Source organism: Cupriavidus sp. IDO (genome assembly GCF_000812465.1).
Classification (GTDB): Bacteria; Pseudomonadota; Gammaproteobacteria; order Burkholderiales; family Burkholderiaceae; genus Cupriavidus.
In genome coordinates, this window is sequence record NZ_JWMA01000017.1 from 1 (window position 1) to 21,729 (window position 21,729).

The following is a 21,729-nucleotide window of genomic DNA, read 5'->3' on the forward strand; positions in this document are numbered from 1 at the left end:
AGGTGCTTGCCGTACTTCACGGCGGCGCGCACGATCGGCAGGTTGGCTTCGAAGTCCAGCTCGAACACGCGCAGCGGCTGGCGCACGTAGGTGGCGGGAGTGGCGATGGCCACCAGCGGCAGCACCACGTCGCACTTGCGGATGTTGTACTCGATCCACTCCTTGTTGATGGTGATGTCACCTTCGAAGAAGTGCATGCGCGGGTGGTCGACGAGGTCACCGAGGCGGTCCGACGACATGTCCATGCCATAGACTTCCCACGGCGTGGTTTCGAGAATGCGGCGCGTCAGGTGGTGGCCGATGAAGCCGTTGACGCCAAGAATCAGGACCTTTTTCATCGGTTTTCCTCTTTGGACTGTTCGGTAAGAAATGATGCGAATGCTTCTGCGGGCATCGCGGTGGTATCGCCGTCGACAAGCAACTGGCCGATCACGACCAGGCCGCCATCTCCGCAGAGACCGACGATCTGGCCATGGCAGGCATGCAGGCCGGGCTGGCTGCCGGCAGGCAGCAGCAACGCGGGCAGTGCGGCAGGCAGCGGACGGCGTGCCTGCGCCACGATAAAGCGGTGGCCATGCAGTTCGGTAAACGCGCCGGGATAGGGCGGCGCCACCGCGCGGATCAGGTTGTAGACCTCGGCGGCAGGGCGCGTCCAGTCGATGCGGCCGTCTTCCGGCTTGCGGCCGGAGAAATAGCTGCCTTGCTCCAGCCGGTTGGGTAATTGCGGCGTGCGGCCGGCGATCATGGCCGGCAGCGCGCGCCACAGCGTCTGCTCGGCGGCAACGGTGACTTTCTCGAAGACCTCGCCGGCGGTATCGTCAGGCAGGATCGGCACCGCGGTCTGGTCCACGATGTAGCCGGCATCGGGTTTGGCTTCCATCGCGTGCAGGGTGGCGCCGGTCTCGGTCTCTCCGTGCAGCACGGCCCAGTTCACCGGCACCCGGCCGCGATACTTCGGCAGCAGCGAGCCGTGCATATTGAAGGCGCCTTGCGGCGCCAGCGCCAGCACGGAGGCCGGGATCATCGAGCGGTAGTAGAACGAGAAGATGACGTCGGGCTTTGCATCGCGCACGGCTTGCGCGACGGCCGGATCGGCCGGGTCTTCGCCGTAGACGAACGGGATGCCCAGTTCGGCGGCCGTATCGGCGACGCGGCGGAACCAGATGTTCTCGTCCGCGCGGTCGCGATGCGTGATGACCAGCGCCACGTCCACGCCGCGCGCGTGCAGCACGCGCAGGCAGCGGTCGCCGACGTTGTGATAGCCAAAGACGACGGCGCGCATCAGTGCTCCACCGCGTGTTTGGCGTGGCTGGAGGGACTGGCCTCGAGCACGGCCTGGATGCGGTAGCGCGGGCGGTCGCGCACTTCCTGGTAGATCCGGCCGACGTACTCGCCCAGCAGGCCAACGCCGAACAGCAGGATGCCGATCAGGAAGAAGTTCATGGCAAACAGGGTGAACACACCCTGGACTTCCGAGCCGAACAGGAAGCGGCGTACCAGCAGCACCACGACCAGGGCGCCGGAAAACAGCGACAGGATGGTGCCGATGGCCGAGAACCACTGCAGCGGCACGATCGAGAAGCCGGTGACGAGGTCGAAGTTCAGGCGGATCAGCTGGTACAGCGAATACTTGGACTCGCCCGCGTGCCGCTGCTCGTGGCCGACTTCGATCTCGACCGGGCGCGCGGCAAAGGTATAGGCCAGCGCCGGAATGAAGGTATTGACCTCGCGGCAGGCGTTGATGGTGTCGATGACGTTGCGGTCGTAGGCGCGCAGCATGCAGCCCTGGTCCGTCATGCGGACCTTGGTGATCTTCTCGCGCAGGCGGTTCATCGCGCGCGACGCATAGCGGCGGAACGCGGTGTCGTTGCGCTGGCGGCGGATCGTGCCGACATAGTCGTGGCCTTCGCGCATGGTCTGCACCAGCCGCGGGATTTCCTCGGGCGGGTTCTGCAGGTCGGCGTCGAGCGTGATCACGATCTTGCCGCGCGTATGCTCGAAGCCGGCCAGGATGGCCATGTGCTGGCCGAAATTGCCCTGGAACAGCACCACCCGGGTCACGTCCGGGCGCTTGTGGAACTGTGCCGCCAGCATCTGCGCCGAGCGGTCGACGCTGCCGTCATTGATGAAGATGATCTCGTACGAATCGCCGAGCGCATCGAGCACCGGATAGAGCCGGTCGAACAGGGCTTGCAGCCCGTCTTCTTCGTTGTAGACCGGGATGACGACCGAAACTTCGACCGGGCTCATTTGGAGAGACGTTTGCATGTTTCGCTGAGAGTTGCGCAGACACGTTCCACATCGGAGGCTTGCATGGCGGGGAAGAGCGGCAGCGTGACGATGCCGCGCCCGATGCGTTCGGCATGCGGCAGCATGCCTTCGCGCCAGCCGAGGGAGCGATAGTAGGTAAAGAGGTGGACGGACGGGTAGTGCACGCCGGTGCCGATGCCGCGCTCGCACATGGCTTCCATCACCAGCCGGCGCGCATCGGGCGCGCCGCCCTGCAGGCGATCGGTCGGCAGCACTACCTGGAACATATGCCAGTTGGTGGTGGCGACCTGCGGATCCAGCGGCAGGGGCAGCTCGATGCCGAGTTCGGCCAGGCCGGCATCGGCGGCGCAGCGGAAGTAGGTCTCGGCCAGTTCCGCGCGGCGCGCCGTAATGGCATCGAGCTTGCCGAGCTGCGACAGGCCGATGACGGCGTTCACGTCGGTCAGGTTGAACTTGCCGCCCGGCTCTTCGACATCCATGCCGTCCAGGCCGGTGCGGATCACGCCCTGCAGCCGCAGGCGCTCGGCGCGCAGGGCTTCTTCCGGCGTGTTCATTACCAGGCAGCCGCCTTCGACGCTGGTGATGTTCTTGTTGGCCTGGAAGCTGAAGCTGACCAGGTCGCCGAAGGCGCCGATGCGCTGGCCGCGCCAGCGCGAATCGATGGCCTGGGCGGCGTCTTCGATCACGCGCAGCTTGTGTCTGGCGGCGATGGCGTAGAGGCGGTCCATATCGACCGGCAGGCCGGACAGGTACACCGGCATGATGGCGCGGGTGCGCGGCGTAATCGCCGCTTCGACCGCGTCGAGATCGATATTGCGCGTGCGCGGATCGATGTCGACGAAGACGGGCCGCGCGCCGACTGTCAGCACCACGTTGGCGGTGGCGACCCAGGTGATCGGCGTGGTGATGACTTCATCGCCCGGGCCGATATCGGCAATGCGCAGTGCGATTTCCATCGTCGCCGAACCATTGGCGAAGGTGCGCACCGGGCGGCCGCCGAACAGCTCGGAGAGGGCGGCCTCGAATGCCTGCATCTTCGGGCCGGACGTGATCCAGCCCGATGCCAGGACCTTGCCGACCTCGGCAATGGTGGCAGCGTCGATTTCAGGCCTGACGAACGGAAGAAATTCGGGGGCGGAAGCAGTCATGAGATCTGGCTCGGAGAATGCGGAGTATCAGTATCAGGAGCGGGCGATCAGGAAGACGCCAGCCAGTATCAGCAGGATGCCGGCCACGCGCAAGGGTCCGATCATCTCGCCGAACAGCCACCAGGCGGCCAGCGCGTTGACCACATAGCCAAGCGACAGCATCGGGTAGGCAATCGAGACATCCACGCGCGACAGGCCCACGATCCACACGCCGACGCTGACCACGTACAGCGTCAGTCCGGCCAGCACCGGCCATTGCGTCAGCACGCGCAGCGCGGTGACCAGCAGCGTGCTGCGCTCGATCGTGATGGCGCCCACGGCGTTGACGCCGGCCTTGAGCAGCAACTGGGCGGCGGCGTTAAGCAGCACGCCGGTAAAGATGAAGGCAAAGGTGGAAAGCGTCATGGCGCCGGTTTCTGTCCTTGATGTTCTGCAGGCAGTGGGATATTGGTGACCACGGTGCGCCGCTTGTCCGCACCGATCCTGTACATCGGTACATGGCGCGCACTCAGGTCCTGATACGTATCGGCCGACATGATAGCGATAGCGGGCTGGCCGTCCTGCCACTTCGTGACGAAGGCGTCGATCGTCGGAATCCATTTCTGCGGTTCCTGGGCGACACCGAAGTCGAGCTCATCGGGATGTTGCACCAGGATGGTAGTGCGCCGCAGGTAGAAGGGCAGGGTGTGGTCCAGCAGGTTGACGCTGTATAGCGGCATGTCGTCCTTGAGCACCGCATTGATCGCCGGTACCAGATCCGCGCCGGACGCCGGCCTGCCCATCACCTCGTGGCCGCGCAGCGCCACGGTGGCGCAGAGGAACAGGGCGACCGCATAGGCGACAACGCTCGGGAACACGCCGTGATCGCGCAGCAGGCGCCGCGCCAGCAGTGCGCCGCCCAGCATGAAGACGAAGGCAACGCCGATCCAGGCTGCGAATTCGCGATAGATCACATTGGGCGTGCCGGGCTTGTCCAGCGTGGCAACCACCGGGCTGGCCAGCAGGCCGACGATGCCCAGCACCAGCATGAAGTTCACCTGCCGCCGCCACGAGCGCTCGGTAATGTTGTCCAGCGCCACCCCGGCCAGTATCGCCAGCGCGGGGAAGATCGGCACGATATAGCCCGGCAGCTTGGAGCCCGACAGGCTGAAGAAGACGAAAATGGCGATGGCCCAGATCGCGGCCAGCATGGCCGGCTGGAACGGGCGGATGCTGCCGCGCTCCACCCCGGCGCGCTCGCGTACGGCCTGCCACATGCGCGGGAAGAGGCCGAGCCACGGCAGGAAGCCCGCTACCAGCAGCGGCACGAAGTACCACAGCGGGCCATTGCGCGAATGCACCGTCGAGGTGTAGCGCTGCCAGTGCTCGTGGATAAAGAAGAAACGCAGGAATTCGGGATTGCGCTCGGATATCAGCCAGAACCACGGCACCGTCACCAGCAGCATCAGCGCGATGCCGGCCAGCAGATGCAGCCGCCGCCACAGGCCGAAGTCGCGCGTGACCAGGGTGCAGACCACCAGCACCAGTCCGGGCAGCGCCAGGCCGACCAGGCCCTTGGTCAGGATGGCCACGCCCATCGCCACCCAGCAGGCCAGCATCCAGTTGCGGCGCGCGGCCGGGGTGGCCTCGGGGTGCTGGGCCAGCAGCATGAAGGCCAGCACGCAGGCCATGGCCCCGGACAGGGTCATGTCGAGCGAATTGAAGTGGCCGGCGACGTTCCACATCGGCGCGGACACCAGCACCAGGCCGGTCAGCAGCGCGGCGCGGGCGCCGAACCAGCGGTGGGCGGCGAACATCGAGGCAAGCAGGCCGACGATGCCGGACAAGGCCACGCACAGCCGGGCCTGCCAGTCGCCGATGCCGAACAGCGTATAGGACAGCGCCGTCACCCACAGATGGAAGGGCGGCTTCTCGAAGTACTTCAGGGCGTTGTAGCGGATGGTCACCCAGTCGCCGGTGGCGAACATCTCGCGGGCGATTTCGGCGTAGCGGCCCTCGTCGGAGCGCAGCAGATGGCGCATATCGAGCGTGCCGAACCAGACCAGCAGGATCAGCAGGCTTACCAGGGCGATCACGCCAACGGAGAGCCCGGCATATCGCGAGGTCGATGAACTGCGCATCGCTGTACTACGCATAAAGCTCCTGGAAGAAAGGCAAAGGATGGAATGACTGGCACAGGCGCGCATGCGCCGGACGGCATGGCAGAGGCAGGCCGGAGCCAGCCGGGCTCTGCATCGTCAGTTAAAACAAGCCACACGGGTGCGGCATTCCCACCTGATCCCTTTGAACAATGATCTGCCGCGAAGCAGTCGAATTCGTGTTTCCCGGTTCCCCAGGCCGTCGCCAGCGCAAATGGCCGCCGGACGAGAGGGGAAAACATCACAACGCGGACCGGCCCGGTTTGGTGGACAGTCTGGTCAGGGTGCATCTGGCAGTTTGCCCGCCGGTGTGACGCACCCGTGGCAGCCCGGCATCCCGGGGCCGCTTTTGCGCGGGCCGGCAATGGTAGCACGGGCGAGGGGGTGCCCCGCCCGGAATGGGGTGGCAGGGCTCAGGCTGGCTGGGTGCTCGCGGCCGTCAGGTGGGCCCGGCGCAGGCGCAATGCTACCCCGATGAGCAGGATGCCGCACACGATGGCCCATGAACCGATCAGCCAGAGCACCGCCAGCGCACCGGCGAGGGGCCGCCACAAGAGCAGGAAGGCAAAGGCGATGCTGACCAGCCCGGCCAGGATCAGCCACCATTCATTGGGAATCTCCTTGCGCAGCCTGACCGCGGCGATGATCTGCAGCACGCCGGTCGCCAGCGTCCAGGCGGCGATATAGAGCAGCAGCGAGAGCGCGGTGATGGCCGGGCTGAACCAGGTCAGGGCGCCTACGCCCAGTCCCAGCAGGCCCTGCAGGGCCAGGATCCAGCGGTCGCTGGTTTCCCGCTCCTTGCCGGAGGCTGCCATCAGGAGAGCCATCAGCCCGTCCGCGGCGGCAAAGGCGCCGAAAATAATGATCAGCGCGGCCAGCGTGGCGATCGGGGCAAAGAACGCGCAAATGCCGAAAGCCAGGGCAAACAGGCCGCGCAGCGCGACCACCCACCACAATTTCGCGTAGTAATGAAGCATGGAATCTCCATTCGGACATGCCGGCGGGCCGGCATCGAAGAAACCCGACGAGACAGGGCGCGAGAAAAGCGCTAACTTTGTGTGATCTGGCGCTCGCCCTGGCGGCCGGGAGCTGGGGGCGCAAGACCATTCTAGACAGGGATTCATGTGAAGACAAAGGCGCAGCATTACATGCTGGCGGCGGTTGCGGGCGCAGTGGCGCTCGGGCTGGCGCCTGCCTCGCATGCGCAGGAGGCCGCTGCGCCCAGGGCGGCTGTGCCAGCCGGCGCCGTCATCTGCGACGCCCCCTGGTTCCGTTCAGGCTCGCGCGTGCAGATGGAGGGCGACGGTGCCATGCCGATGTCGATCACCATGTCGCTGCGCGATGTTGGCCGTAGTCCGGCGGGATGCCGCGCGCAGCTCGAGGTGCGCTCAAAATCGGCGCTGTCGGCGCTGATGGGGTCGCCGGTCATCATGGACCAGGTCCACGAGGTCAGCATCGACCGCCGCACACCCGCCGACCAGACCAGCATCGAGAGCCAGCATGCGGTGATCAATGCGCGCGGCCGCTACGCGCGCATGTACGGCGAGGCGGCTTTCAAGGGCAAAGGCGTGTTCAATTACGCCGGCATGAACCTGAAAGAGGGGTCGACGCTGGATGGCGAGACGTTCGAGTCCAGCCTTTCACTGAAGATCTATCCGCTGGGCTCCGACGAACCCGTGGGCACCATGCGTGCGCTCCATGCCTCGATCAACATCAGCTCGCGCCAGGTCGGCAGGCGCCAGATGATCGATACGGTGATGGGGCGCAAGGAATGCCTGCCGGTCACGTACGACAAGCGCACGTCGCTGGGGCCGCTGCTGGTGGGCGAGGAAGTCGTGCAGGTGGAGCCGACCCTGATGCACGTGACCGACTGGTACTGCCCAGCCGAGGCATTCGTGCTGCGCACCGAGATCCGGCAGGATGGCAAGCTGCAGAGCGTGGACGTGACGGCGCTGGAGCGGGACAGCGAGGCGCCATAGGGCGCTGGCCGATGCCGGATGAAAAAAGCCCGCGTCGGATGGACGCGGGCTTCTTGTTGCGCGGTGCTGCCTTAGCTGGCTGCAGGCGCCGAAGCGGCCTTCTTGCTCTTGCTCTTCTTCTTGGTCGACTTCTTGGCAGCCGGAGCCGAAGCATCGGTCAGTTCGCTGCGCGTGCTCTTGTTCGCGCCCTGGGTGTACGGGTCAAACTTGTCGCCAGCCTTGGCTCCCTGGGTGTAGGGGTCGAATTTCTCGCCCGACTTGGCATCCTGGGAATACGGATCGAACTGCTGCTTGCCGGCGGTTTGGGCCTGCACGGCCACCGAGGCGGCGCCGAGGCAGAGTGCAATCGCGGTCGCGACGAACTTGTTCATGATTTCTCCTGAGAAATGCCGCCGTCGGGCGGTCAATTATGCGGCCGGCCCCGTCGCGGGACACGGCTTGCCCCAGTGTCGCCAACATCGCTCCCGGCTGTCAACTTGGGTGTTGCCCGGCAATTGCCGGGCCGCCCGATGTCATGGAAACCCTGAATTGCCGCCTCAAGCCGATTGAGGCAACAGGCGAATTTACTCGGTGACGGCGTCCGACGGGTGCTTCCAGGCCTCGCGCACCTGGCTCGACGGCGCCAGCGCCAGGTTGACCCCGCGGCTGCCGATCGGCTGCTGGAACCAGCGCTTCTGCAGCGCCGTCACGTCCGGCCCGGCAAAGGCCGTGGCCAGGGTCTGATCGACCAGGCGTTTCCACTCCGGATCCGCCCTGGACATCATCAGCGCATTCTGTTCGACCGACAGCGCCGGCCCCACGATCACGAATTGCGACGGGTCCTTGGCGCGGGCGCGCAGGCCGGCCAGCAGCACGTCATCCATCACGAACGCCTGGGCGCGGCCCGATTCCAGCAGCAGGAACGATTCTCCGTGGTCCTTGGCATAGACGTCGCGATAGCCGTACTGGCCCTTCAGGCGGCGCACGTGGCGGTCACCGGTGGAGCCGGCGCTGGTCACCACGGTCTTGCCGCGCAGGTCCTCGAACGACCGGATGCCCGAATCGGCGCGCACCAGCATGCGCACGGTCGACACATAGTGCGAGACGCTGAACGCAACCTGCTTCTGGCGTTCGAGCGAGTTGGTGTTGGGCGCGCAATCGAGGTCGACCAGCCCGTTGACCACGGCAGGAATCCGGTTCTGCGGCGTCAGGGGCATCCAGCGCACCTTCAGGTCTTTCAGGCCCAGCTTCTGGCGGGCGGCCTCGGCAGCGCGCAGGCACAGCTCCACCGCATAGCCGGCCGGCTGGCCCTTGTCATCGGCAAATGAGAACGGCAGGGCCGATTCGCGGTAGCCCAGCACGATCGTGCCGGAGTCGCGGATCTTGTCGAGGACCGGGCTTTGCGCGCGGGCGGCAAACGGCGCGGCCGCGGCGAGGGTCAGGGCGAGGATGGCCAGCGGGCGGGCCAGACGGGAGAGGGAGGCAAACGAGGTGGAGACAGCGGATGGCATTGCGTAGGTCGGTAGGGATCCGGCAAAGACGCAAGGGTATACCCGGCAATGTATGAGGCGAAGGACATCTTCGTCATAAGCAAATTCACGGGCCTCCCCCGAGGCACCGCGCTTTTGCCACGGCTGCCAGCACCGCAAGCAGGATGCCGGGCTCTGACGCTTCCATTGCTGCGGTCAGCAGTTCGGCAATCACCTCTTCGGAATCCAGGTAGTCGGAAACATCGAAGGGGGCATAGCTGGATTCACGCACTTCCCCCATTTCGGGGCTCCTTTCCCCATCATTCATTACGTTCGATTCCTTGCTATCCCGGCAGCACCGCAGGATCGCAGAAGGCGTTGCATGCCTTCAAAATATGTAACTCTTTTATGTAAAGTGTCCCATCAGGCTCATGGGGATTGCCCAGAGGAGTAGAATCCCGCCATCGCGCCAATTCGTAACAACGCTAAAACAATGAGCCCCCGTCCTTCGCGCATGGCGTGCATTGACGCACTCAAGGCGGTCAGTTCACAGCTGATCGTGCTGCACCACCTTGCCTTCTACGGCCCCATGTCCGACGCCGCCCACAGCCTGGCGCCGGGCGTGCTCGACTGGCTGTCCGAATATGCCCGCATCGCGGTGCAGGTGTTCCTGGTCGTCAGCGGTTTCCTCGCTGCCAGGAGCCTCGCGCCCGAGGGCCAGCTGACCATCCGCAATCCCTTCGCTACGGTCTGGCGCCGCTACCAGAAGCTGGTGGTGCCGTATGCCGTCGCCATCGTCGTTGCCATGGTAGGTGCCGCCATCGCGCGCACATGGATGGTCCATGACTCGATCCCGGCACCGCCGCACCTGATGCAGTTCCTCGCGCATTTGCTGCTGCTCCATAACGTGCTCGATGTGGATGCGCTGTCTGCGGGCGTCTGGTATGTCGCCATCGACCTCCAGCTGTTCGCCTTGCTGGTGATGGCGCTCTGGCTGGCGCGCGGCCTGTCGGGCGGTGGCCAGCAGGTCAGCGTGCCGGTGGTGGCCGCGCTGGCCGTGGCGTCGCTGTTCTGGTTCAACCGCGACGCCAGCTGGGATATCTGGGCAATCTATTTCTTCGGTGCCTATGGCATGGGCACGCTGGCCTGGTGGGCCTCCAACCCGGAGCGCTCGGCAATGTCGCTGCTGGTGCTGGGCACGGTCGTGCTGGCCGCGCTGATCGTCGATTTCCGGCTGCGCATCGCCGTGGCGCTGGCAACCGCGCTGCTGCTGGCCTGTGCCCGCCGCGGCGGCTGGCTGGAGCACTGGCCGCGTGGCCAGGTGGTGGCGTTCTTTGGCCGGATCTCATACTCGGTGTTCCTGGTGCATTTCCCGGTCTGCCTGGTGGTCAATGCCGTGGTGTCGCACGTGGCGCCGGGGCGTCCCGTCATCAATGCGCTTGGCATCGTGGCCGCGTGGCTGGCGAGCAACATGGCCGGTGCGCTGTTCCACCGCTACGTGGAGAGCGCGAATCTGGTCGCGGCGCTGCGCAACCTGCTGCCGGCCGGCCGCCGGCGTTCGGCCAGCCAGTCGACCATGTAAATTCTGCAATGTCCGGCCTGTCGGTGCGGACCCGACAGAAAAGCGGCACCCGGCCATCTGGCCGCGTGCCGCTTTTTCATGGTGCGTGTGCACCAGCGGCGCCATGCCGGCGCGCACACAGCGGGTGCAGGAGTGCGCCGTAACACTTCGTGCGCCCGGCAACGCATGGTGTAAACGGGCATTGGTTGATGGCACGAACGTTGCCTAGTATGGAATCGTAAACCTGACCATTTGGTCAGGATTCCACCAGGGATTCGAGGGTGCCATGTCCGACCACATTGTCCTGACCTCGCACGCGCGCCGCGACAAGCCGGCCGAGCCGATCCAGTGGGGCGCACCCACTGCCGCCGAGCGCGGGCCCGTGATTGCCAGCCTGACCAACCCGGCGCAACGCAACGTAATCGGCACCCACTCCGGCGCGTACGCTATCTACCGCGCGCTGGCGGTGGCCTCGGGCAGCCTGCAGCGCGACCACCGGCCGGACCTGACGGATACCTCGCCGGCCGAGCCGATCGGCCCGCACCCGCAGTGGAACGACCCGGACAAGATCGTTTCGCTTGATCCGTGGGGGCACCTAGTGTCGACGGTCTTTGCCGACCGCATCGCCGCCGGCGTGGATATCCGCCCGACCATCGCGGTCACGCGCGCCCACATCAACATGCCGGAGCTGACCGCGGCCATTGCCGCCGGCCGGCTCAAGCCTGATGGCAAGATCCTGTTTGCCAACGGGGACGTGCGCGTCACCAAGGCGGCCGTCGATCCGGTCTGGTACCTGCCGGGGCTTGCGCGCCGCTTCAATATCAAGGAAAGCGTGCTGCGCCGCAGCCTGTTCGAGCAGACCAGCGGCATGTTCCCGGAACTGGTGACGCGGCCCGACCTGAAGGTGTTCCTGCCGCCAATCGGCGGCATGACGCTGTATTTCTTCGGCGATGTCAGCCAGCTCGGCAAGCCCGAGACGCGCGTGGCCTGCCGCGTGCATGACGAGTGCAACGGCTCCGACGTGTTCGGCTCGGACATCTGTACCTGCCGGCCCTACCTCGCGCATGGCATCGAGGTCTGCATCGAGATGGCGCAGGAGGGCGGCGTCGGCCTGGTGGTCTATAACCGGAAGGAGGGCCGCGCGCTGGGCGAAGTGACCAAGTTCCTCGTCTACAACGCGCGCAAGCGCCAGGTCGGCGGCGACCGCGCCGAGACTTACTTTGCCCGCACCGAATGCGTGGCGGGCGTGCAGGACATGCGATTCCAGGAGTTGATGCCGGATGTCTTCCACTGGCTGGGGATCCGCCGCATCGACCGCTGGGCGTCGATGAGCAATATGAAACACGGTGCGCTGGTGGCTCAGGGCATCGAGGTTGTCGAGCAGGTTGCCATACCCGAAGCACTGATCCCGGCGGATGCGCGCGTGGAAATCGACGCCAAGGTGGCGGCGGGCTATTTCACGCGCTACACACCGCCCGATGCAGACGAACTGGCCCTGGCCAAGGGCAGGGGGTTGAACGAATGAGCACGTATCCCGAAGCGGACAAGGCTGGCGGCCTCGGCGCCGGCAGTGACGGCCACGGCAGTGGCTGGCACAGTCCCGTACCGGAAGGGCACCCGGCTGCCGCGCTGCTGTGCGCGGAAGCGGTGCGAACACATTGCGCGGCGATCACGGAGCACGTAGCGGCCGGCGAGTCGGAGCTGTTCACCTGGCATCCCGACCGCGTGCACGCGATTGCCGATTACGTGGCCAGCACGATCCGGCGGCGCTACCCGACCCTGCAGGTGCCGTATCACAGCCGCTGGCGCCATTTCGAAAGCGGCGGCTCCGACGAGCGCCTGGACCGCTGGCAGATCCTGTGCGAGCGCGCGGGGCTGAGCGGCGCCGACCATTGCGAGGAGCGCGCCCGCATCGGCATCGACCTGGTCATCCCGAGCGTGCTGCTCGATGCCGGGGCCGGGCCCGACTGGCGCTACCGCGATCCGGCCAGCGACCTGATCCTGACCCGCTCGGAAGGCCTGGGCGTGGCGAGCTTCGACCTGTTCGCCCGCGGCGGCTTTTCGGCGGAGCCGGGCGACCCGCTGCGCGCGGACGGCGAGCGGCTGGCGCGTATCGACGCGTCGACCATCGCCACCGCCTTCCAGGTGGCCCAGCACAACCCGCTGGTGGGGCTGGAAGGCCGCGCCGGGCTGCTGCGCCGGCTGGGCGAGGTGGTGCAGGCCACGCCGGCGGTGTTTGGCAAGCCGGCACGGCTGGGCAACCTGTTCGACTATCTGAAAGGGCATGCGGTCAACGAGCGCCTCGAAGCCAGCTTCGTGCTGAAGACGCTGCTGGTGGCGCTGGGGCCGGTGTGGCCGGGCCGGATCACGATCGAGGGCGTTTCGCTGGGTGACTGCTGGCGGCATCCGGCCGCGCCGGGCGGCCTGGTGCCGTTCCACAAGCTCACGCAGTGGCTGACCTATTCCCTGCTGGAGCCGCTGGAAGACGCCGGCCTGACGATCACCGGTCTCGATGCGCTGACGGGGCTGCCGGAGTATCGCAACGGCGGCCTGCTGTTCGACTTCGAGTTGATGGTGCCGCGCGATGCCGGCTTTGCCGCCACGCCCCATGCGGTCGACGAACCGGTCATCGTCGAATGGCGCGCGCTGACCGTGACCGGACTGGACCTGGTGGCCGACGGCGTGCGCGAGGCACTGGGTTTGTCGGAAACGGAATTCCCGCTGGCGCGCGTGCTGGAAGGCGGCACCTGGGCGGCGGGGCGCCGTATCGCGGCCAAGCGGCGGCCGGGCGGTCCGCCACCGTTCGCCATCATCAGCGACGGCACCGTGTTCTGAGTGCCGGGCCGGATGCTGCCGCGCGCAGTCCTGCGCGCGGCAGAGCGGCTGTCCAACCTTTCGAGAGTGAGTCTCCAGGAGCGTCACCATGAACGACTTGTCCGCCGTCCCTGCACCCGCCATCGCCGAGCCGACCATTGCGTCGTCCACCTATGTCGCGCCTGCCGTGCTGGTGGTCGATCATCCGCTGGTCCAGCACAAGGTCACGCTGGCGCGCAATGAAGAGACCACCACCGACAACTTCCGCCGCCTGGTGCGTGAAATCAGCCAGCTGCTGACCTACGAGGCCACGCGCGACCTGCCAATGGAAACCATCGCGATCAGGACGCCGATCGCGCCGATGCAGTCGCCCGTGCTGGCGGGCAAGAAGCTGTGCCTGGTGTCGATCCTGCGCGCGGGCAACGGCTTCCTCGACGGCATGCTTGAACTGCTGCCGGCCGCGCGCGTAGGCCATATCGGCCTGTACCGCGACCCCGAGACGCTGGAGCCGATCGAGTACTACTTCAAGATGCCGGAGGACATCCACGAGCGCATGGTGATCGTGGTGGACCCGATGCTGGCCACCGGCAACTCCGCCATTGCCGCGCTGAACCGGCTCAAGGAGGCTGGCGTGACCGTGCTCAAGTACGTCTGCCTGATTGCCTCGCGCCCCGGCCTGCACGCGCTGCAGGCGGCGCACCCGGACGTGGCTATCGTGACAGCGGCGATCGACGAAGAGCTGAACGAGCACGGCTACATCGTGCCCGGACTCGGCGACGCCGGCGACCGCCTCTACGGCACCCGCTGATGGACGCGCTGGCCAGCGCCGCCGCGCGGCGCCTGCCGCTGGCGCGCGGAGCAGGCGAGGGGGGCGGCCGCATCCGGCAGGAGAACGAGGCCATGATCCTGCGCGCCGCGGAACACGTGTTCGCGCGCGCAGGGTTTGCCGGCTCGACCATGGCAGAGATTGCCGTGCGCGCGGGCGTGCCCAAGTCCAACCTGCACTACTACTTCCGCACCAAGCAGGCGCTGTACCGGGCCGTACTCGCCCATACGCTGCAGCTGTGGCTGTCCGAGACCGACATCATCCGCGCCGAGCTTTCGCCGCAGGCGGCCCTTGAGCAATACATCCGCGCCAAGATGCGCTTGTCGGCCAGCCATCCCGATGCGTCGCGCGTGTTTGCCAACGAGCTGCTGCACGGCGCGCCGGAGATCGGCGAGGTCCTGCGCCACGCGCTGCATGAGCTGATAGCCCGCAAGGCTGCCGTGATCCGCCAGTGGATCGCGAGCGGACAGATGGCAGCAGTGGATCCGCATCATCTGTTCTTCACCATCTGGGCTGCGACCCAGACCTACGCCGACTTTGAATCGCAGGTATGTGCCGTGCTCGGGGTGAGCCATCTGAGCGGGCACGACTACGAGCAGGCCACCGAGCATCTGGTGGCATTGTTGCTGCGCGGATGCGGCCTCGAGCCGGAGACCGCCGGGGCATCCAACGAGGCCGGCGCGGTACTCGAGAAAGAGGAGTGAAACGTGAGGTCTGAACGCTATCGCAGGATCTGCCCATGCTTGAACTGATCCTGCGCCACTGCAACCTGCCCGACGGCCGCACGGATGTCGATATCGGCATCGACAGTGGCCGCATCGCGGCAGTGGAACAGGCACTGGCGGCAACGGCCGGCGAAGAAATCGACGCCGCTGGCCAGCTCGTGACGACGCCGTTCGTCGACGCCCATTTCCACATGGATTCGACCCTATCGTTCGGCCTGCCGCGCGTGAACCAGTCCGGCACGCTGCTCGAAGGCATCGCATTGTGGGGCGAGCTCAAGCCATTGCTGACGCAGGAGGCGCTGGTCGAGCGCGCGCTGGCCTATTGCGACTGGGCCGTGGCCAAGGGCCTGCTGGCGATCCGCTCGCACGTCGATGTCTGCGATCCGCGCCTGCTTGCGGTAGAGGCGCTGCTGCACGTGCGCGAGCGCGTGCGGCCTTACCTCGACCTGCAGTTGGTGGCCTTCCCGCAGGATGGCGTGCTGCGCGCGCCGGGCGCGCTCGACAACCTGCGGCGCGCGCTCGACATGGGCGTGGATGTGGTGGGCGGCATCCCGCATTTCGAGCGCACCATGGCGGATGGCGCCGCATCGGTGCGTCTGCTTTGCGAGCTGGCGGCCGAGCGTGACCTGCGGGTCGACATGCACTGCGATGAAAGCGACGACCCGATGTCTAGGCATATCGAGACCCTCGCCAGCGAAACCGTGCGCCTCGGACTGCAGGGCAGGGTGACGGGCTCGCACCTGACCTCGATGCATTCGATGGACAACTACTACGTGTCCAAGCTGATCCCGCTGATGCGCGAGGCGGGCGTGGCGGCCATCGCCAATCCGCTGATCAACATCACGCTGCAGGGCCGCCACGACACCTACCCGAAGCGGCGCGGCATGACGCGCGTGCCCGAGCTGCTTGCCGCCGGCGTGCCGGTCGCGTTCGGCCACGACTGCGTGATGGACCCCTGGTACAGCCTGGGTTCCGGAGACATGCTGGAGGTCGCGCACATGGGCCTGCACGTCGGGCAGATGACCGGGCAGGACGCGATGCGGGCCTGCTTTGCGGCAGTCACCGCCACGCCTGCGCAGATCCTCGGCCTGGAAGGCTACGGCCTCGCACCCGGCTGCCGCGCCGACCTGCTGCTGCTGCAGGCGCGCGATCCGGTCGAGGCCATCCGCGTGCGCGCAACGCGCCTGATGGTGTTGCGTGCCGGCAAGGTCGTGGCGAGCACGCCACCGGCGACAGCATCGCTGCACCTGCCGGGGCGCCCGCCGCAGGTGGATTTCATGACGCGGCGGGCCGGATAAGGGAATCCGGATTTTTTGCGGGAGGGTGTTGACAGCGGCTGGCCATACACGCATAATTGCGTTCTTCGCATCGCAGCAGCAATGCAGCGAGACGAAGCCCAGATGGCGGAATTGGTAGACGCACTAGGTTCAGGTCCTAGCGGTGGCAACACTGTGGAGGTTCGAGTCCTCTTCTGGGCACCACCATTCGATGGCCGAGACAGCAGGTCTCGGGTGTCAAAGAGAAAAAGCCCGCAGCGATGCGGGCTTTTTTTCGCCCGTTGCCAATGCAACGTCAGGGAATGGCGATGGCAGGGGCGATCCGCGTGGCATGTCGTTCAAATCGCCTCGTCCCGGCCAGCCCCAGGCAATCACGCTCTCTTCCTTTTCCGCTGCGTCCGCGTGGCGCACGCAGTTGCGGCCTTCGGCCTTGGCCTGGTACATCGCGGCATCAGCCGCCGCGATCAGTGGTTGCCAGTGCCGCTCCCCGCGCCCGCCGGATGCCACGCCGAAACTTGCAGTGACATGCAGGTGACTGCCGTCTGCCAGCCGTACCGGATGTCCGGCAATCGTGGCCCGCAACGTTTCCGCCAGCGCGATGGCGTGGGCCGGCTCCCGGTCCGGCACCAGCACCGCAAACTCTTCGCCGCCAAAGCGAGCGAGTGCGTCAGCAGGCCCCACCATCGAGCGCATCAGGCTGGCAACCGCGCGCAACACCTGGTCGCCGGCGGGATGGCCGTAGCGGTCATTGATCTGCTTGAAGCGGTCGACGTCCATCAGGATCAGGCTGACCGTGTCGGCGTTCTCCGATTCTTCCGTGGCGCCCGCTACGCCAAAACTTCGCGCCAGCGCGTCATGCCCGAGCCCGGCGGCAACCAGCTCCAGTGCGCGGCGGTTCAGCAGCCCGGTCAGGCTGTCGGTTCTGGCCTGGTGCTCCAGCTGCGCCGTCAGCGAGGCGCGCTCGCGCAGCTTGCGGCGCAGGACTTCCAGTGCATCGAACAGGCCGCCCATCTCGCCGCTCGGCATGGCGGACAATGGCGGCGACGCGTAGTGAGGGTGGGCGCGCTCCTCGGCCAGTGCGATGACGTCGTCATGCGCGCGCAGCAGCGGCCGGAACACCGAACGCTGCGCGAACACCGGCACGTAGCCAAGTATCGCCAGGATCAGCGCCGAAGCCCCGCAAGCGGCGGCAAGCACCCGCAGCGCATGGTCGCGATCGGCGGCGAAATGCGCGAAGACCTCGTCCAGGAATACGCTGCGCAGGCGCTCGAGCGGCTCCAGCGTGCGCACGTAGCGGTTGGTCAGCTCGGTCGGCGTCATCGAATAGTTTCCCGACACGCGGCCCTGCGCGACCATGCTGTCGATCATCGACAGCCCTTGTCCGAAGAACTGGTGGTCGGCATCCGCATAGGCCTGCTCCAGGCGCGGTGCTTCGCCGTACATGTTGTAGGCCGGCCCAGCGAGTTGCCAGAGTTCCAGCAGGCGGCCACGCGAACGGGTGGCGTCGACCAGGCTGCGCACGGGCAGCGGCTGGCGCGCGGCGATCGGCGCCATGATCTGCGACGCGATGCGCCCGCCGTACTCGCGCAGGTCGCCCAGCATCTTGCCGGTCAGCGCGGGCGCGGCCACGCCGTCGCTGCAGGCGGACAGGTGCCTGACCTGCCAGCCGATGGCGGGCTGCAGCACGTCCACCACTTCGAACATGCTTTCGATCGCCGCCTGGATGTCTTCCATCTGGCGCTCGTGCAGCGGCTGGCTGCCAAGCCGGTCGACCTCGGCGCGGGCGCGCTCCAGCCGTTCGCGCACGCGCTCGATCATCAGCGGCGGGACGTGGTGCGCGTGCAGCCCCGGCGGTGCGTCTGGCGGCGAGGCCAGGCGCGCCAGCGCGGCGTCGCTGCGGGCGCGGAACTCGCGCAGCCGGTCGCGCGCCGCGCTGTGTGCGGCGGGTGCCTCTCCGAGCACGCTGTTGGCGGGGCCGCGCTCGGCGGACAGGACGTTGGCGGCGTCCAGCGTCAGCCGGTACTCCGAGATGTCGTACAAGCTCTGCCGCGCGGCGGCGTAGTCGCCGTAGGACCGGGCAATCAGCAGTGCAGCCAGTCCGATCGTACAGAGCCCGGCGAGCGTGGTCGCCAGGGCCAGCTTGCGCCGCAGGCTGTGATGGCGCGGCCCGGCCGGCGCCGCGGCGATCCGTTCGGGCGCTTCAGGCATGCCGGCATGCTCGGGTGTGCGCGGGCGAATCTTTCGCCACGGCGCCATAGTGTCTCCTCCCAGGGCCCTGGGTCGCCGGGCCGGGCGTGTAAATAATGCAAGCCGTCATTATTGACGAAAACTCCTCTTGCCTCGCAGAAAAGCCGGATTCATGACTTCCTGAAATGCCCGGCCGCGTGTCACGGGCGGTGATTTCCGCCACGTCGGCGGACCGCGGAACCGCTGCGCCGGCGTGCCTGGCAAGCACGCGTGCCGGCCCACATTCGGCGCTAACGCGGGGAAGGAAATTTGACCTATGCTCAAGCTGATCGGGCACGGTATTAAAACGTCCGAAGGTGGTTGCCATGGCTATGGTCTTGTCTGCATCGAGAGAGAGGGAGGCCGGGGCTTGCTCCGGGCGGCGCGACCGTGCCGCAGTCGAAGCGGCCGTGCGCCATCACCTGCATTATTGTTGCTTCCTTGCGCTGCTCATGTGCGCGCTGGCGCGTGCGGAGGATGGGGCGCCGGACAGCAGCGCCATCCTTGGCTGGGATCGCGGCGAGGCCAGCCTTATGGTCCTGGTGGCCACGCTGGACACTCCCGCCGGACACAGCCCACAGTCTCCTGTCTCTCCCGCCGAATACAGCGCGCTGCCCCAGGCATACGACACACGCGTGCCGGTGCCGGCCGCCGCCGGCCCCGGTGCCGACGATGACGCGCCCGGCCTCTCCGCGATCGATCGTGAAACCGCATCCGTGCGCAACGGCCCGCGCCGCGTAGTGCTTCACCTGGACGACGTCACCAGCGCCACCGGCTTTGTCGACAGCCGCATTCGCACCATGGCGCTTGCGCTGGATGCAGTCGTGCCGCATGCCGGCGGACTGACGGTCCAGCCCCGGGTGCAACTGGCCTACCAGCCCGGCTCGACGACAGCGCAGGGGACGCAGCCGACCGACATTCCCGGCGATACCAGTTCAACCGGCGTAGGCGTGCGCCTGTACGGCGCGCAGCCGACGCGGCTCGCCGGGATCTATCCGTTCGTGGAAGCAGACTGGTGGCAGGACAGCCGCAAGCAGACCCTCAACATCAACGGCACCAAGATCGATACGGACCTGCTGCGCGGGCTGTTCTCGTTCAACATCGGCGCGCATGGCAATACCGTGACCGGCATGAAGCTCTGGTTCAAGGTGAAGGCGGGGCACAATCCTGGCGGAACGGTGGGCGCGCGCTATCGCTGGTAGCGGGTGCGCGGGCTTGTGCTTGTAGGACAGGAATGAAAAAGGGCTTCCGTTTCCGGAAGCCCTTTTAATAGGTGGCGCGGCTGGCAGGATTCGAACCCACGACCCCTTGGTTCGTAGCCAAGTACTCTATCCAACTGAGCTACAGCCGCACGCGAGGCCGCAATTGTATCGCAGTTTTGCTTTCGCGCAAGCCTTTTTCCGAAAAACTTTCGCGAACCCTCCCACGCATTGTGCCGCTCAGGCCGTTGCCTGGCTGACAGGCTCCCAGCGCCCGTCGGCTTCGCGCGCCTTGCCATCCGCATCCAGCTTGAGCAGATGTGCCAGCAGCGAGCGTTGCGCAACCGGGTGCATGCGTTCGGGGACGTCGTCGTAGACGCGCAGCACCAGCGTGTCCAGCCCGGCGGGCCCGAGCTCGCGCAACGCGCTCAGCACCTTGGCTTCGCGATGGAGCCGGTGACGCATCAGCAGTCGGATGGCGTCCTGCGGGCGGGGGATCAGGAAGCCGTGTCCGGGCGCAAGCCAGTCGAGGTCTTCGCTTTGCAGCGCCGCGAGCGAGTCGAGGTACTCGCGCATGTTGCCGTCGGGCGGGGTGATGACGACGGTCGACCCCTGCATCACGTGGTCGCCGGTGAAGAGCGTCTTTTCCTCTTCGAGCAGATAGCAGAGATGGTTCGAGGCGTGACCGGGCGTGTGGCAGACGCGCAGCGTGCAGCCGTCATCGATTCGGATGCGTTCGCCATGCTGCAGCTCCCGCTCCGACGCGAAGTCCGCATCCTGCCATTGTCCCGGCGGGGCAGCGCGGCCGAGCACGGTGGCGCCGGTGGCGGCCTGCAGCGCACGTGCGGCCGGAGAGTGATCGAGGTGCGTGTGCGTGGTGAAGACCCAGCGGATTGGGCCCGGGGCCGCGGCCAGCACCGCTTGCACGTGCGACGCATCGGCGGGGCCCGGATCGATCACGGCCCACTCGTTGCGCGCGCCGCCGCCAACAAAGTAGGTATTGGTGCCGGGACCCGTCATCACGCTGCCGTTGTTGGCGGTGACGCGCCAGACACGGTCGGAGAGGCGCACGGGCGTTCCCGGGGCGAGTTCGTAGCGCGCGCCGTGGGTCTTGCCATCGGGGTCGATGCGGCCGATCTCGGCGTAGCAGGCTTCGTTGGGCATGACCGGGCGCACGCCTGCGCTGCCGGTAGCCAGGCGCGGCATGATGCAGGCGATCTCGCGCGGCTGAGTGGCATAGGCGAAGCACGCCTGTGCCGTTTCGAAATGTGCGATGGAGGCCAGCGTACGGCGCGTGACATGCAGCATCGGCAGATCGCTGGCTGCGTCCGCGGCTTCGCCGGGACGGACCCAGCGGTGCTCGACGATCTCGGTGCCGTCGTGCACGGCAGTCTGGCCCGCCGGCGCAATGGCGACGAAGAAGCGCGTATCGAAGCGCTTGGGCAGCCCGGGCGGCGTCAGCCAGTAGCTGTGATAGGCGAGACGGTCTGCCGCCAGACGCAGGCCAAGCTGCTCGCAGGCATGCGCAAGGCCCGGGCCGCCGCGTTGTACGGCTTCGCGCAGGAAGGCGTGTTGTGCGGGTTCGAGATGTTCTGGCGCAAGCAACTGGCCATCGCTGCCGTAGGCGAACAGCAGTCCGGCTTCCTCGAAGCATTCACGCACTGCGGCGAGATAGAAGCTGAGGCCGCTGGCGGGCAGGCCCAGCCGCGCGCTGGCGGCGGTATCGTCAAGTCCCGCAGCGTAGGCTTGCAGCGAGTGGTCCTCCGGATCCAGCGTGCCGCCCGGAAACACATAGGCACCGCTGCTGCGGTCATTGGCACGCTCGACGCGCCGTACCAGCAGGACTTCCATGCCGGCCTTGCCGTCCCGGACCACCAGCAGGCTGGCGGCATTGCGCAGGGATTTGGAGGTGGGAGCGGTGGTGGACCCGGTCTGGTTGCCGGTTGTCTCTGTCATTGTCATTGGGGCGGCGTATTGAGTTGCGCTGGCAGGCGCATAACAGCCCATAGTGTATCCGCGTTGGATTCGCGGCCGTCCCCCGGGGATTTCCGCATGGCCATGCGACTGCCGGGCAGGACTTGCGGCTTTGGCATTTCCGGCCAGACCACCTAATCTGA

The 21,729-nt window shown here is 66.7% G+C and carries 20 protein-coding genes and 2 tRNA genes; 9 read left to right on the forward strand and 13 right to left on the reverse strand.

What is annotated here, in order from left to right; translation table 11 throughout:
- The 7 genes from RM96_RS05990 to RM96_RS06020 all read right to left on the reverse strand — a co-directional run.
- The coding region (locus RM96_RS05990) for an NAD-dependent epimerase/dehydratase family protein (protein WP_039008781.1) at positions 1-338 on the reverse strand (338 nt) is incomplete at its 3' end.
- A complete protein-coding gene (locus RM96_RS05995; RefSeq protein ID WP_039008782.1) occupies positions 335-1,282 on the reverse strand; it encodes a formyltransferase in 948 nt (315 codons plus the stop codon). The genes RM96_RS05990 and RM96_RS05995, both read right to left, overlap by 4 nt.
- Positions 1,282-2,268: a glycosyltransferase gene (locus RM96_RS06000; protein ID WP_039008784.1), complete on the reverse strand. Its 987-nt coding sequence runs from the start codon at positions 2,266-2,268 to the stop codon at positions 1,282-1,284. Before RM96_RS06000 ends, RM96_RS05995 begins: the two co-directional genes overlap by 1 nt.
- Positions 2,247-3,419, reverse strand: coding sequence for a DegT/DnrJ/EryC1/StrS family aminotransferase (locus tag RM96_RS06005; RefSeq protein WP_039008786.1), 1,173 nt, complete (start codon positions 3,417-3,419; stop codon positions 2,247-2,249). Before RM96_RS06005 ends, RM96_RS06000 begins: the two co-directional genes overlap by 22 nt.
- Before the next feature lie 33 nt (positions 3,420-3,452).
- A complete protein-coding gene (locus tag RM96_RS06010; RefSeq protein ID WP_039008788.1) occupies positions 3,453-3,824 on the reverse strand; it encodes an EamA family transporter in 372 nt (123 codons plus the stop codon).
- Positions 3,821-5,539: a glycosyltransferase family 39 protein gene (locus tag RM96_RS06015; RefSeq protein WP_039008791.1), complete on the reverse strand. Its 1,719-nt coding sequence runs from the start codon at positions 5,537-5,539 to the stop codon at positions 3,821-3,823. The genes RM96_RS06010 and RM96_RS06015 overlap by 4 nt, the downstream gene beginning before the upstream one ends.
- A gap of 431 nt (positions 5,540-5,970) precedes the next feature.
- Positions 5,971-6,534, reverse strand: coding sequence for an HdeD family acid-resistance protein (locus tag RM96_RS06020; RefSeq protein WP_039008793.1), 564 nt, complete (start codon positions 6,532-6,534; stop codon positions 5,971-5,973).
- A gap of 147 nt (positions 6,535-6,681) precedes the next feature.
- Between RM96_RS06020 and RM96_RS06025 the strand changes: the two genes are divergently transcribed.
- Positions 6,682-7,536 (forward strand): hypothetical protein, encoded by an 855-nt coding sequence (locus RM96_RS06025; protein WP_039008795.1) that lies wholly within the window; start codon positions 6,682-6,684, stop codon positions 7,534-7,536.
- A gap of 71 nt (positions 7,537-7,607) precedes the next feature.
- On the opposite strand, the gene RM96_RS06030 is transcribed toward RM96_RS06025, so the two are convergent.
- The 3 genes from RM96_RS06030 to RM96_RS39275 all read right to left on the reverse strand — a co-directional run bounded on the left by RM96_RS06030 (position 7,608) and on the right by RM96_RS39275 (position 9,285).
- Positions 7,608-7,907: a hypothetical protein gene (locus RM96_RS06030; RefSeq protein ID WP_039008797.1), complete on the reverse strand. Its 300-nt coding sequence runs from the start codon at positions 7,905-7,907 to the stop codon at positions 7,608-7,610.
- 192 nt (positions 7,908-8,099) lie between these two features.
- Entirely contained in the window at positions 8,100-9,026 is a 927-nt protein-coding gene (locus tag RM96_RS06035) for an amino acid ABC transporter substrate-binding protein (RefSeq protein WP_039008799.1), read from the reverse strand.
- Between the two features lie 85 nt (positions 9,027-9,111).
- Positions 9,112-9,285 (reverse strand): hypothetical protein, encoded by a 174-nt coding sequence (locus RM96_RS39275; protein WP_193752403.1) that lies wholly within the window; start codon positions 9,283-9,285, stop codon positions 9,112-9,114.
- 192 nt (positions 9,286-9,477) lie between these two features.
- Here RM96_RS39275 and RM96_RS06040 point away from each other — a divergent pair, with 192 nt between their 5' ends.
- From RM96_RS06040 to RM96_RS06070, 7 genes are all read left to right on the forward strand, one after another.
- On the forward strand, positions 9,478-10,566 hold the full coding sequence (locus RM96_RS06040) for an acyltransferase family protein (RefSeq protein ID WP_039008801.1): 1,089 nt from the start codon (positions 9,478-9,480) through the stop codon (positions 10,564-10,566).
- Between the two features lie 265 nt (positions 10,567-10,831).
- Positions 10,832-12,070: a GTP cyclohydrolase II gene (locus RM96_RS06045; RefSeq protein ID WP_039008803.1), complete on the forward strand. Its 1,239-nt coding sequence runs from the start codon at positions 10,832-10,834 to the stop codon at positions 12,068-12,070.
- Positions 12,067-13,380: a URC4/urg3 family protein gene (locus RM96_RS06050; protein ID WP_039008805.1), complete on the forward strand. Its 1,314-nt coding sequence runs from the start codon at positions 12,067-12,069 to the stop codon at positions 13,378-13,380. The genes RM96_RS06045 and RM96_RS06050 overlap by 4 nt, the downstream gene beginning before the upstream one ends.
- A gap of 88 nt (positions 13,381-13,468) precedes the next feature.
- The gene (gene upp / locus RM96_RS06055) at positions 13,469-14,167 is read left to right on the forward strand and encodes a uracil phosphoribosyltransferase (protein ID WP_039008807.1); all 699 of its coding nucleotides are present in this window, start codon (positions 13,469-13,471) and stop codon (positions 14,165-14,167) included.
- Positions 14,167-14,889 carry a TetR/AcrR family transcriptional regulator gene (locus tag RM96_RS06060; RefSeq protein ID WP_039008809.1) on the forward strand — a complete coding sequence of 241 codons (723 nt, stop codon included), beginning with the start codon at positions 14,167-14,169 and terminating at the stop codon, positions 14,887-14,889. The genes upp and RM96_RS06060 overlap by 1 nt, the downstream gene beginning before the upstream one ends.
- Positions 14,890-14,924: 35 nt before the next feature.
- On the forward strand, positions 14,925-16,208 hold the full coding sequence (locus tag RM96_RS06065) for an amidohydrolase family protein (RefSeq protein ID WP_039008811.1): 1,284 nt from the start codon (positions 14,925-14,927) through the stop codon (positions 16,206-16,208).
- A gap of 96 nt (positions 16,209-16,304) precedes the next feature.
- Positions 16,305-16,391 (forward strand) — tRNA-Leu (locus tag RM96_RS06070).
- A 33-nt stretch (positions 16,392-16,424) separates the two neighbouring features.
- Here RM96_RS06070 and RM96_RS06075 read toward each other — a convergent pair.
- The gene (locus tag RM96_RS06075; protein WP_082016436.1) at positions 16,425-18,443 is read right to left on the reverse strand and encodes a GGDEF domain-containing protein; all 2,019 of its coding nucleotides are present in this window, start codon (positions 18,441-18,443) and stop codon (positions 16,425-16,427) included.
- Positions 18,444-18,739: 296 nt separating this feature from the next.
- Here RM96_RS06075 and RM96_RS06080 point away from each other — a divergent pair, with 296 nt between their 5' ends.
- Positions 18,740-19,615 carry a hypothetical protein gene (locus RM96_RS06080; protein ID WP_039008813.1) on the forward strand — a complete coding sequence of 292 codons (876 nt, stop codon included), beginning with the start codon at positions 18,740-18,742 and terminating at the stop codon, positions 19,613-19,615.
- 72 nt (positions 19,616-19,687) lie between these two features.
- On the opposite strand, the gene RM96_RS06085 is transcribed toward RM96_RS06080, so the two are convergent.
- Together RM96_RS06085 and RM96_RS06090 are read right to left on the reverse strand one after the other, a co-directional pair.
- Positions 19,688-19,764, reverse strand: a tRNA-Arg gene (locus tag RM96_RS06085).
- Positions 19,765-19,852: 88 nt separating this feature from the next.
- Entirely contained in the window at positions 19,853-21,574 is a 1,722-nt protein-coding gene (locus tag RM96_RS06090) for an MBL fold metallo-hydrolase (RefSeq protein ID WP_039008815.1), read from the reverse strand.
- Positions 21,575-21,729 lie beyond the last annotated feature (155 nt).